We start from the raw sequence: 12,869 nt of genomic DNA, 5'->3' as shown, positions 1-12,869 counted from the left end.
TCATGCACGTTTCCCAGAACTGGATTGATATCGCCTACTTGATTGCAGCCTGTCTGTTTGTGATTGGCATCAAGGGGCTGACCAAGCCAAAGACCGCTGTGCGCGGCAACCTGCTGGCCGCCGCCGGTATGGGTGTTGCTGCAGTTGTTACCCTGCTCAACGAGCACATTGTTACCTATGAAGTCATTATTGCCGGCGTCGTTGTCGGTGGCCTGATTGGTGCCGTGATGGCCAAAAAGGTACAGATGACCTCCATGCCGCAGATGATCGCCCTGCTTAACGGCTTTGGTGGCGGCGCCTCCTTTGCGGTTGCCTCTGCGGAGTTCTTCCGCGGTTCCGCCAACGACACCGTTTCCATTATCGCGACGGGTGCCGCCGTATTGATTGGTGCGGTTACCCTCACCGGCTCCCTGGTGGCGTTTGCCAAGCTGCAGGAACTTATTGACGGTAAGCCCATGGGCTTCCCCGGCATGAAACTGGTTAACGCCGTTCTGTTCGTGGGCTCCCTGGCGGGTATCGGCTATCTGGTCCTGAACCCGGGCAACGAAGCAGTCTTCTGGGGCCTGGTTGCCGCAGCCATGCTACTTGGCCTGCTGCTGGTATTGCCAATTGGCGGCGCCGACATGCCCGTGGTGATTGCCCTGCTGAACTCCTACTCCGGTGTGGCAGCATCTGCCGCTGGTTTCGTGATGGGTAACAGTGCCCTGATCATTACCGGTTCCCTGGTAGGTGCATCCGGCCTGATTCTGACCAGTATCATGTGTAAAGCCATGAACCGCTCCCTCACCAATGTACTGTTCGGTGTGATGGCGGAAGCTGGCGAAGCCATGGACGAAGATGAAGTCTACGCGGGCAAGGTGAAATCCACTTCTGCTGAAGAAGTAGCCATGCTGCTGGAAACAGCCCAGCGCGTAGTTATCGTGCCCGGCTTTGGTCTGGCCATGGCTCAGGCCCAGCACGCTGTGCGTGATATGGCAGATACCATGGAAGCCATGGGCATTGAGGTGGAATACGCGATTCACCCTGTTGCTGGCCGTATGCCCGGGCACATGAATGTACTGCTGGCAGAGGCAGAAGTGCCCTACGAGCAGCTCAAGGACATGGACGCAATCAACCCGACCTTTGAGCAGACTGATGTCGCCATCGTGCTGGGTGCCAACGACGTAACCAACCCCATGGCACGCGAAGATAAAGGTAGCCCGATTTATGGCATGCCGATTCTTAACGTGGACAAAGCCAAGACAGTGGTTGTGGTCAAGCGCTCCCTGAGCTCCGGTTTTGCCGGATTGCCCAACCCGCTGTTTGCAAAGGACAACACTCTGATGTTGTTCGGCGACGGCAAAGGCGCGGTGCTGGATATCACCACCGCCCTCAAGGAAGGCTGATTATTGGCCTGAAGAAAAGGGAGCCCTTGAGGCTCCCTTTTTTTGACCGTGTGATACAGAGCAACGCTAGATGCCTGACGCGAACTCTCTCAAAAAAACCTTGCGTATGAGTGCTCCTCTTCAGGTCTGGATCATAGGCGATCAAGGCAAGGGCACAGAGAAAAACACCGTATTCTCCGTGAATTCTGGCAAATCGTATCGACTGTGATCCTTCTGCAGCGAGACTATCGGATCTGGGGCCGCAGAGTCAGAAACAAAAAAGCCCCGGACTCTCACGAGCCGGGGCTTTTTTGTGCCTGAATTAATTACTTCAGGGTATAAACAACGCCAACCGAAAAGGTGTGATCGGTTTCATTGGTGCCATCGGGCGCATCGGAGTCGTGCTCCAGCAGATGTCGTAGACGCAATGAAAACTTGGAGTTGATGGCCGTTGTCAGCGATGTCTCGGCACGGGTGTCTGCCCCTTCTTCGCCAACTTCGGTGGAGAAGTCCTCACGGAATACCGTGTTATCACTAACTTTCAGGTCGTACTTGATACCGATTCGGGCAATGGCATCTTCCTGGGAATCGTTACAGCTGAAGTAAGTGTCCTGCGGGTCCAGGCACTTTACGCGATAACCCGGACCGAATTCAGCATCCAGCGTCTGTCGGTCAGTTTCAATCCAGCGACGGCCCAGACCGATGGCATAACTCGCTTCGTAGTGATAGCCGGAAAAATTGTCCTTGCTGTAGGTTGCAACGTTGAACAGATAGTTCCTGGAATCTTCGCCAAACTTGCGGTCAAGCTTGTAGGATGCGAAATAGTTTTCGTCGGTACGGGTGTACTCTTCCGTATCCGGATCCTCTTCCTGTTCATTGTTCGCGTCAGCCTTGAACGTGTGGCGCCATTTGGCGCTGTCACGGGACATATTCACGTTGGCGTTAGTCGAATCAGAGTTGGTATTGCCGCGTTTGAAAAGCAGGCCAACACCGATATCACCGGTCCACTTGCTGGCACCGTCTTCAGTCTCTTCAGCCGCTGCTGATACTGCCGGCAAGCCGACAGCTATCAGCATGGCAGCCAAATACTTGCTGCGCATGAATCTCTCCTTACTCACTCTTGTCCAGGTGAACGTCCATCTGCGGGAACGGAATACCGATGCCTGCTTCGTCGAAACGACGCTTCACGGTCTCAGTGGTTTCCCAGAGTACCGGCCAGTAATCGGCGCTGTTCACCCAGGGGCGACACAGGAAGTTGACGGAGCTGTCAGCCAATTCACCAACTACGATTACCGGAGCAGGATCCTTGAGTACGCGCTCATCGGACGTCACCACGTCTTCGAGGATCTTCTTCACCTGCGAAAGATCGGCATCATAAGCGACACCAAAGACCATATCCACACGGCGGGTGGGCATTTCAGAATAATTAATGATATTGCCGCCCATGATGGCGCCATTGGGGATAGTCACAACCTTGTTGTCCGGGGTGCCCATGATAGTGGCGAAGATCTTGATCTCCTTCACCGTACCTGCTGCCCCTCCGGCTTCTACGTAGTGCCCAACCCGGAACGGCTTGAACAGAATAAGCATCACACCGGCGGCAAAGTTGCCGAGGGAGTCTTTCAGGGCAAGGCCCACAGCCAGACCGGCAGCACCCAGAATGGCAACCAGGGAGGTGGTTTCAACGCCAAGTTGGTCCAGTGCAGCAATGATGACGAAGGCAAACAGAATGATATGGACAATGTTGCCAACAAACTTGGCGACAGTGGCATCAATGCGCTTGTCCATCATGCGATTTACGCCCTGGGCGATCTTCGCGACAATCCACTTACCGACAATGAAGATGACCAGTGCAGCAACAATATTCCATGCATAAGGCATGAGGTTATCGTTGGCAAACGTCTGAATTTGATCCAGATATTGATCCATTAAGCGTACTCCTCTTCCAATGAGCGCGAATTATGCCCCGAATTGAGTGAATCCCAAGTGCTCAGGGACTGGCAACCGCCCAATTTTACAAATGTTTCACCGGTTTGCGACCAGACCTGAGGTGCCTACCCTGCGGCGGCAGCCCATGATGCGTCGTTATGAGAAAATTGGCCAGTCTGCGGAAGGCTAAATCACCGATTCATAACAGTTATTCCACACATAGTTGGGTATCTGCAAGCTGCCCCGGTATAATGCTCGCCCTCACTTTTGCTGTCCCTGTCGGAGCCTTTCATGACTTCAAACCTGCGCGCCACGCTTACTGCCCAGCTGCAAGAACGCATCCTGATTCTGGATGGCGGCATGGGCACCATGATTCAGCGCTGCAAGTTCGATGAAGACGACTTCAGAGGTAGTCAGTTCGCGGACTGGCCTTCTGACCTGAAAGGCAATAACGACCTGCTTTGCATCACCCAGCCGGAACGCATCAAGGCGCTTCACAAGGGCTATCTTGATGCCGGTGCGGACATCATCGAGACCAACTCCTTCAATGCCACGTCCATCGCCATGGCCGATTACGACATGCAGGACCTGGCACGGGACATCAATGTGGCGGCGGCCAGGGTAGCCCGTGAAGCAGCTGACGAAGCCTCCACCCCGGACAAGCCCCGCTATGTGGCTGGCGTACTGGGCCCCACCAATCGCACGGCCAGTATCAGCCCGGATGTGAACGATCCCGGCTATCGCAACACCAACTTTGATGCATTGGTAAATGCCTATCTGGAAGCGCTGGACGGTCTGGTCGAGGGCGGGATAGACATGGTCCTAATTGAGACCATCTTTGATACCCTGAATGCCAAGGCTGCAGTGTTTGCAGTGGATCAGTACTGTTACGAAAACAATCTGGATCTGCCGGTGATGATTTCCGGCACCATCACCGATGCCTCAGGCCGGACTCTCACTGGCCAGACCACGGAAGCCTTCTACAATTCCCTGCGACATGCACGCCCCATCAGTTTTGGTCTTAACTGTGCCCTGGGCCCCATGGAGCTGCGGCCATATATTGAAGAGCTATCGCGAATTTCGGAAACCTTTGTCTCCGCCCACCCCAATGCGGGGTTGCCCAATGAGATGGGTGAATACGATCTGGATCCGGCTACCATGGCGAAAGAGATCCGGGGCTGGGCCGAGAAAGGCTTTCTGAACATTATCGGGGGCTGCTGTGGCACTACCCCGGAGCACATCGCCGCCATGGCTGAGGCGGTTGAAGGCCTGGCGCCGCGGGTTCTTCCGGACATTGAGGTCGCTTGCCGCCTTTCTGGCCTGGAGCCCTGCACCATCACCAAGGATTCCCTGTTCGTCAATGTGGGCGAGCGGACCAACGTGACTGGCTCCAAGCGATTCCTGCGTCTGATCAAGGAAGAGGACTATGATGCCGCGCTGGATGTGGCTCGGGATCAGGTGGAAAACGGCGCCCAGATCATCGATATCAACATGGACGAGGGGATGCTGGAATCCGCTGAGTGCATGGTGAAGTTCCTCAACCTGGTGGCTTCCGAGCCGGAAATCGCCAAGGTGCCAATCATGATCGACTCCTCCAAGTGGGAGGTGATCGAGGCCGGCCTGAAGTGCATCCAGGGCAAGGGGGTAGTGAATTCCATCTCCATGAAGGAAGGTGAGGAGGCCTTCCTTCATCAGGCACGCCTGCTGCGTCGCTATGGCGCAGCCGTGATCGTTATGGCGTTTGATGAGCAGGGCCAGGCGGAAACCCGCGAGCGCAAGGTGGAAATCTGCACCCGGGCCTACAAGCTGCTCACTGAAGAAGTGAACTTCCCGCCGGAAGACATCATCTTCGACCCGAATATCTTTGCCATCGCCACCGGTATCGAAGAACACGACAACTATGCTGTGGACTTCATCGAAGCGGTGGCGGACATCAAGCGCACCCTGCCCCATGCCATGATCTCCGGCGGCGTCTCCAACGTGAGCTTCTCATTCCGCGGTAACGACACCGTAAGGGAAGCCATCCATGCGGTATTCCTCTACTACGCCATCAAGAACGGCATGGACATGGGTATCGTGAACCCCACCATGCTCGCCGTGTATTCAGATATTCCCGAGGAACTGCGCAACGCCGTTGAGGACGTGGTACTGAACCGCAATGAGGAAGGCACAGAGGTCTTGCTGGATCTCGCCGAGAAATACCGTGGCAGCGGCGCAGAAAAAACCAAAAAAGAAGATCTGGCCTGGCGTGAATGGCCCGTTGAGAAGCGCCTTGAGCATGCGCTGGTGAAGGGCATCGCTGACTACGTGGAAGACGATACCGAACTGGCCCGCCAAAATGCGGCGCGCCCTCTGCACGTTATCGAAGGCCCGCTCATGGATGGCATGAATGTGGTCGGTGACCTGTTCGGCGAAGGCAAGATGTTCCTGCCCCAGGTGGTCAAATCTGCCCGGGTAATGAAAAAGGCCGTGGCCTATCTCCTGCCCTTCATGGAGAAGGAAAAGGAGGAGATGGGGACCCAGGACGAAGCCAATGGCAAGATCCTTATGGCTACCGTGAAAGGCGACGTCCATGACATCGGCAAGAACATTGTCGGCGTGGTACTGCAGTGTAACGGCTACGATGTGGTGGATCTGGGTGTCATGGTGCCCTGCGAGAAGATCCTCGAGGTGGCCAAAGAGGAGAAGGTAGACATCATCGGCTTGTCCGGGCTGATCACCCCCTCCCTGGAAGAAATGGTTCACGTAGCCAGCGAAATGCAGCGCCTGGATATGGATCTGCCGCTGATGATTGGTGGCGCGACAACCAGCCGGATTCATACCGCGGTGAAGATCGATCCGTCATACCAGCATGCCGTTGTGCATGTGGCAGATGCCTCACGGGCGGTGGGCGTGGCGTCCAAGCTGCTGTCCAAGACCGCCAAGGCGGATTATGTGGCAGAGCTGAAGGAAACCTATGAAGGCCTGCGTGTGCGCCGCAAGCAGCAGCAAGTTGACCGTAGCCTGATCAGTATCGACCAGGCCCGCGAGCATCGTTTCCAGCCTGACTGGGAGGGATACACACCGCCGGAGCCTGCGGTGAAGGGGCTGAAAGTGTTTGATGACTATCCGCTGGAAGATCTGGTCCAGCGGATCGACTGGACCCCGTTCTTCCGCTCCTGGGAGCTGGCCGGCAAATTCCCCAATATTCTTGAGGACAAGGTGGTGGGCAAGGAGGCAACCAAGCTGTACCGGGATGCCCAGACCATGCTTGAGAAAATTGTTGAAGAGAAGTGGCTAACTGCCCGTGCTGTAATCGGTTTTTGGCCCGCCAACTCCTGCATGGATGATATCGAGCTATACCGTAATCCGGGTGACAAGGAGGCATTCATGACCTTGCATCACCTGCGCCAGCAGCTGGATCGCACCAAGAATGACAAGCCGGATTATTGCCTGAGTGACTTTATCGCACCAAAGGAGACAGGCCTTACCGACTGGCTGGGTGGTTTTGCCGTCACCGCGGGCATTGGTATTGATGAGCATGTGGCTCGCTTCGAAGCCGATCATGACGACTACTCTTCCATCATGCTGAAAGCCCTGGCTGACCGCCTGGCGGAAGCCTTTGCCGAGCGCATGCACGAGAGAGTCCGCAAGGAATACTGGGGGTACGACAGCGCAGAAGCTTTGAGCAATCAGGACATGATCAGCGAAAAGTACCGTGGTATCCGCCCTGCCCCCGGCTACCCTGCCTGCCCGGACCACACCGAGAAGGCACTGCTCTGGGAGCTGCTGGAACCGGAAGCCAACGCCGGCATGACGTTGACCGAAAGCTACGCCATGTTGCCGGCCGCTGCGGTCTCTGGCTGGTACTTCTCTCACCCGGAAGCCAAGTATTTCGGCACGGGCAAGCTGGCCAAGGACCAGATGGACGACTACGCAGCCCGCAAAGGCATGACGCGCAAGGAGATTGAACGGATGGTCCCGCATTTACTCGGATACATTGAAGACCAGTAAACAGCACGCGACGCACCTGTGTGTCTCAACTTAAAGAGGCCGCGCCCAATGCATGGGCGCGGCCTCTTGGGTTTGGACTGTGATAAATCGGGACTTGCGGTTATTAATTCTCTTCTTCCGGTGGCAACTCGAAGCGCGGATCCCATTCTGCGGCATCAATGGATTCCCGGTAGGCATGCCAAGTGGCATAGCCCAGTACAGGCAGTAATACCACCAGCGCCAGATAAGCCGTAAGCAGGCCAATCAGCAGGCAGGCGCCGATCAGTCCCGCCCAGACGAAAAGTGAGAGCTTGTTGCGGAGCACAGCGTTGGCACTGGTGATGACACCGGTCACCATATCGGTTTCCCGATCCATGATCATGGGTAGGGAAAATGCGCTGGCAGTGAAGACAATCGCGCTGAACATGGCCCCAACGCTGCTTCCCACGCCGAAAAACAGCAAGGCATCTTCCATGCGCCATTCATTCACCGGGTAAAAGATATAGATGAGGTTGGCGGCACGGGCCCAGACCAGAAAGACCACAATCATGATGACCGTGAAGGTAAGTGCATCACCGATGCAGGTTTTTACCTGCCGGAAACTTTCCCGCAGGGACGGTGCCTTCCCCTGCTGAAGCTGGATGCTGATTCCATAAAGATTGAGCGCAAGAATAGGCCCAAGAAAAACAAAACCGGAGATAAGCGCCAGATACAGACCCATATTGCCAAAGGCAAAGGCTGCGCCGGTGATCAGGTAGCTGAGCAGCAGCATGACCAGTCCATAGATGAGGCTGACTCTGGGTGCGGCAGTAAAGTCCCGCCATCCCTTGCGCAACCAGCGCAGGGGGGCGGTTACCTCAATGGGCCGACACGATGCCACAAAGGGGCGCGTATCCTCAGGCAATCCATTGGCTTTTGTGCGGGGCGGCTTCTCATCCATGGCGTCATTTTCACCCAGTCACGAACAGATTCAATGATCCAGATCAGGCTTTGTTGAAAACCTTCTATTCGCCATCCACGTCAGTACTGATGGCCTGCTCAGGTTGCAGTTGAAGAGTGCCCTGAACCGTATCCAGCACGCCGAGGCGTTCATCCTGAACACTATGCATGACGTCACTGGCGGCCCAGATAGCCGGAATCCGGAATTCCATGGCGAGACTGGCAGCCGCATTGGCAGGATCCTGCCCGCTTATGACGATCCCGCCTGCCTGGAGCAACCACGGCAACCAGGACGCATCCACTTGATCCACCACAACAATATCGCCCGGCGTGATTCGATTCAGCATCCAGGCGCTGCAAACACGCCGGATCGGCCCTTCCACGCAGCCGGGCACCAGAGTCTGCCCCCGCAGCAAGGGGCTGATTCGCTGTCCGCCGCCGAAGCCGTAGCCAATCTGGTCCATTTTCCAGTCTGGCGCGCCTTGCAGGCTGTCATCCAGGTAACGCAACTTCCGCTCAGCAATGGTCTGATGGCTGGCACTGCCGGGAAGACGCTGCTCCATCCATAGCTGCCAGAGCTCGTCGAAGTAGAGGAAGTAAATGTCGTCAGGATGCTGAAGCAAGCCACTGTTGACCACCAGTGCCCCCATGTCGCGCAGCAGGGCTCTGAATCGGTTGCCCAAACCGAACCGTAATCCTCTCGCCTGCCTTAGCAATGCCAGTGGTCGCGCCAACGCTTCCTCATCGTCCGGCTCCTGACGCTCACGGGGAAAAGCCCTGAGGCTGGCCGCCTGGGCGGGTTGCTCGTTTAGGGGCGCATGCACCGGGTCACACCCGGGACGAAGGCAGGACTGCTCTATAAGCCGTGATTGCCCTGCGGCAAGATCGAGCAACAAGGCAAGCTCAGTACCGGTGGTCAACGCAGACAAGGGCAGCGGCCTGTGCTGTGTAGCAAGCAGATCAGGTACCACCAGATAAGATAACCGCCCTTCAATCTTGCTCAGTCGTTCACCCAGCGCATCAAGCTGCATCAAGGCGTGCCAGAGACCTTCCTGTGTAGTGGCGGGTTTGACCCAGCCACGGATTTCACGGGTGATTCGTCCCATTGAAAATGTATCGAGTGTCATTTGCAGGGCTGAGTATCCCGCCGGGGTTTCAGCCGGCTGCAAACGCTGCCAGGCAGGGGGAACCTGCCGAAAGCTACCCGGGTGCTCATCTTGAAGCGCGAGGAAATGGGCGCAGTTGGTATAGATGTGGCTATGCTGACGACGATAGGGCTCCACTCTATAAAGCTCGTCCCAGCCTTGCTTCAGCGCCAGAGGCTCCCAGAATGAAGATTTAAACCAGCGCGCCGCCAGGGTGTACCAGAGCGGCGTTTCTGCTTGCAGAAAAAGATTGGTGCCGGCCCTGCGTGTCCAGGCTTCCTTTGGGGCCGGCAGCGAGCCAACCGGGAGCGTTTGTAGTAGCCAGATACGCTCACCGTCATACACCCATTCCCCAGCCTGGGGACGATCAAAATTCTGTTTCAGTGCCTGGTGCAGAGCGAGGATTTGTTCGTGCCCAACCGCATCAGCAAGGGACTGAACCTCATGGCTGGCATGCACGAGCCGGCCCTGATCATCAAAAATGATGCGCTGACGCTCGCTGTTACCGTCGGAAACGCCTTCCACTACCATATGTGGCAGGTCCTGGCGAAGAGGATGGCGGGTAAACAGAACCCCCGCTGCTCGCTGGCGTGGCAGAGCCTGGATGATCACCTGCTCAGGGGCCTGATCACGGCGAAAAATGGCCAGCAGTGCGGCTGCCAGTGCATTATCGGAATCCAGGTTCAGCAGGCTCTCACGGCATGAATCAGGGTTCATTGGCCCCTGTTGAAGCACCCAGTAACGCTCTTCGTCAAACATGCGGGGCAAGGCGCGGAGCTTTTGGACCAGGTCTTCACTTTCGAGGTCGAGAATATCCTGGCGATGGAGTCGCCAGCTTGGTGGCACGGGCAAACCCATGGCGGCCCAGCGCTGCAGGTTTTCAGTCCCCTGCTCGTCTGCCGTCAGTACTTCTATGCTCATGTCCGATTCTTTTGTATTTGTAATTTTGCCGCTGCTCCCAGTCCCAGCCAATAGAAAACCGGCAACAGAAACAGCGCCCCCAGCGCAATGACGGCAGCGATACCACCAAACAGTACTGGCGCCTTCATCAGTGTGCTCATCAGGGAATCCTGCCAATAGAAAAACCATTGGTGGTCCGCGGGAAACAGCCACAGATGGAACTGGTAAAAGACTTTCGTTGGGCCAGCGATGCCCAGCCACGCTAACACAGCCCCAGAAGCGATAACAGCAGACGCCAGGCGTCGGCGCATGGAAGGCAATCCAAGACGACAGGCCGCAAACGCCAGTGGTAGCCAGAGTATCAGCGTGATCCAGAACAGCGCCCTGCCCCGATCAATCAGGTTGGCCACATCCTGAAGGTGTTGCACTTCAGCAGCGTGAAGCAGTGTGCGGGGCGCCTGCCCTGGCGGTTGGTACAGAATCGTCGCCAGGCCATCGCCGTGATGGTGGACTGCATGGCTGATTTGCTCAAATGCCTTCCAGTGCTGTTCTGCAGGCAATAGCTCAAGACCTGATTTAAAGCGATTCTGGGGGCCGTATTCCTGGATATGCTCGTCAATGGCGAGCTGCTGATACCAGAACGGATAGCCATAATTTATCTTGCTGTACAAGGCCCAGCTGGTCAGCACCGCGAGTAATACGGAGATGACAGCATATGCAAACCACACTAAAGTGGCTGCATTCTGGCGCTTGATTGCCGGTTTTGTCATTTCACCCCCTCAATACAGAACAGAATAATAAAAGAGGAAGTTGCGTCATGCGACCGCTCTGCACAGATACTGCCTTTAATACTGCCAGTACCTCACGGCCTGGCATCCGCTCCAGTCAGCGCCTCTCAATGATCGGCCTGGCCAGATTGCTGCTATTAGCAGTCCTTGCCGCGCTTGTTGGCTGCTCAACAACCCAGTTACCCGTTACCAATGCCACGTTGACCACCGCGGCACAGGAAGCGGATTATTTCCAGGTTCGCATTCTGGCCAGGGATGGCAAGAAGCTGGCTGCCACTGTCTACCAACCTGAACTTCAGGCCGGTCAAAGTGCGCCACTGATTATTGCGACCCACGGCTTTGGTGGGTTCCGGGCCAAACGCCCCCTTTCCATCTATGGTCAGGCAATGCTTACTGGGGAGGCCGCGATTGCGGCCTGGAAGGCCGGCTACTGGGTGGTGTTCTACGATCAGCGGGGCTGGGGACAATCCCAGGGCAAAGTCCACATGATGGACCCGGAATTTGAAGTGTCCGATCTCAGCCAGGTTATTGACTGGTCACTTAGCCATATCCCGGGCATATCCCGTCTTGATGATGGCAGCCCTGCCATTGGCATGATTGGTGAATCCTACGGCGCAGGCCTGCAAAGCCTGGCCAGCTTTACCGAACCACGCCTCAAGGCACTGGTTCCGCTAGCAGGCTGGAACGATCTTAACAGCATAGCTCCCAATGGCGAGTTTCGTACCGCCTGGGGTGCGGTTCTGTTCGGCGCCGGGGGGATTACCAGTGGCTTCGATATTGGCGAGATGTTTGCCAAACCCTGGAACAGTGCATTTGACGGCACCATCAGTTCAGACCTTTCACGCCTGATGTACGAGCGAAGCCCCGCCAGTTTTTGTGATCAGGGCAAGACTCCCCACGCGGATGCTCTATTCATCCATGGCTTCTCCGATACCATTTTTCCGTTCCAGGAAGCCGAAAGAAATTACGACTGCTGGCGCAATGCTGGCCGCGATGCCCGCATTATCGGCTTGCAGAGTGGTCACGCCATGCCCTGGCCGATACAAAAACTGCGTGGAGGCCTGCCCTTTTTCCATACTGACGACATGGTTCACTGCGGCGAATACGAGGCCAGCACCGTTGATACCATTGTCAGCTGGTGGGATGAAAAGCTGCGCGGCGCTGAAGGCACTGTGCCTCAATACTGTGTGAACATCACAGAAGACCGCGGCCTGGCGGTGGAGAACGAATTACCGCCCGCCAACCAGTTTTCAGTACCTCGTGAGAAAGTCACGGTGCCACTTGCCGGTGCCTTTGAATGGCTAATGGTGCCTTTTGACACAGGCTCTGACCTGTTCCGCGCCATGTGGCCCGGAGCGGATCTGCGTGAGCTCAAGCCTAATGGTGGCTTTGGACGCCCCAAATTCATTCCGCTCTATATCGCCAGAGGGGATGACGAGTTGTTGTTGGGCAAACCCCGTATCGACCTGCGTGTTGCGGGTTCCAGCAGCGGTGAAGCCATGCCCATGTTTGTGGGGATTGGTGTCCAGCACGCCAACCGTCGCCGAGTTCGTGTGGCCAGTGAGCAATTGACGCCTCTCACCGAGAAGGGGTTTCATCGCCAGGAACTCGCCGCTGTCAGTCAGCCACTCAAGGCCGGCGACAGAGTTGGTGTGGTGGTTTACGGGTTTACGGCGCAGTTTCCGCTGAACTCAGCATTTCTTGCGCGTAACGCCACCGTTAAAGGGGATATCTGGCTCCCGCTTGCCCGGGAAGATGATGTGGCGCTGAAACCGGAAAGGCCCTTCTAGCAGATTCGTTCAAGCTCCGGCTGTAGGCTTGGCAGATCCTGG

At 56.3% G+C, this 12,869-nt stretch carries 8 protein-coding genes; 3 read left to right on the top strand and 5 right to left on the bottom strand.

Translation table 11 applies throughout. From position 1 onward, the window contains the following. The first annotated feature begins 2 nt into the window (after positions 1-2). Positions 3-1,385 (top strand): NAD(P)(+) transhydrogenase (Re/Si-specific) subunit beta, encoded by a 1,383-nt coding sequence (locus tag GQF00_RS02495; RefSeq protein WP_161317572.1) that lies wholly within the window; start codon positions 3-5, stop codon positions 1,383-1,385. Positions 1,386-1,690: 305 nt separating this feature from the next. On the opposite strand, the gene GQF00_RS02490 is transcribed toward GQF00_RS02495, so the two are convergent. Next, positions 1,691-2,464 carry a YdiY family protein gene (locus tag GQF00_RS02490; RefSeq protein WP_161317571.1) on the bottom strand — a complete coding sequence of 258 codons (774 nt, stop codon included), beginning with the start codon at positions 2,462-2,464 and terminating at the stop codon, positions 1,691-1,693. A gap of 10 nt (positions 2,465-2,474) precedes the next feature. Then, positions 2,475-3,293, bottom strand: a complete 819-nt coding sequence (locus GQF00_RS02485; protein WP_161317570.1) for a mechanosensitive ion channel domain-containing protein — start codon at positions 3,291-3,293, stop codon at positions 2,475-2,477. 291 nt (positions 3,294-3,584) lie between these two features. Here GQF00_RS02485 and metH point away from each other — a divergent pair, with 291 nt between their 5' ends. Next, positions 3,585-7,286, top strand: coding sequence for a methionine synthase (gene metH / locus GQF00_RS02480; protein WP_161317569.1), 3,702 nt, complete (start codon positions 3,585-3,587; stop codon positions 7,284-7,286). A 103-nt stretch (positions 7,287-7,389) separates the two neighbouring features. Here the strand turns inward: metH and GQF00_RS02475 are convergent, their stop codons facing one another. The 3 genes from GQF00_RS02475 to GQF00_RS02465 all read right to left on the bottom strand — a co-directional run bounded on the left by GQF00_RS02475 (position 7,390) and on the right by GQF00_RS02465 (position 11,019). After that, entirely contained in the window at positions 7,390-8,205 is an 816-nt protein-coding gene (locus tag GQF00_RS02475; protein WP_161317568.1) for a DUF2189 domain-containing protein, read from the bottom strand. Positions 8,206-8,269: 64 nt separating this feature from the next. Then, on the bottom strand, positions 8,270-10,270 hold the full coding sequence (locus tag GQF00_RS02470) for a PEP-utilizing enzyme (RefSeq protein ID WP_161317567.1): 2,001 nt from the start codon (positions 10,268-10,270) through the stop codon (positions 8,270-8,272). Beyond that, the gene (locus GQF00_RS02465; protein ID WP_161317566.1) at positions 10,267-11,019 is read right to left on the bottom strand and encodes a DUF1461 domain-containing protein; all 753 of its coding nucleotides are present in this window, start codon (positions 11,017-11,019) and stop codon (positions 10,267-10,269) included. Before GQF00_RS02465 ends, GQF00_RS02470 begins: the two co-directional genes overlap by 4 nt. Positions 11,020-11,066: 47 nt before the next feature. Here GQF00_RS02465 and GQF00_RS02460 point away from each other — a divergent pair, with 47 nt between their 5' ends. Beyond that, positions 11,067-12,827 (top strand): alpha/beta hydrolase, encoded by a 1,761-nt coding sequence (locus tag GQF00_RS02460; RefSeq protein WP_237440353.1) that lies wholly within the window; start codon positions 11,067-11,069, stop codon positions 12,825-12,827. Positions 12,828-12,869 lie beyond the last annotated feature (42 nt).

The sequence above is a fragment of the Alcanivorax sp. DP30 genome (assembly GCF_009882945.1).
Taxonomy (GTDB): Bacteria; Pseudomonadota; Gammaproteobacteria; order Pseudomonadales; family Alcanivoracaceae; genus Alcanivorax.
This window is presented reverse-complemented; position numbering and strand designations above follow the sequence as displayed.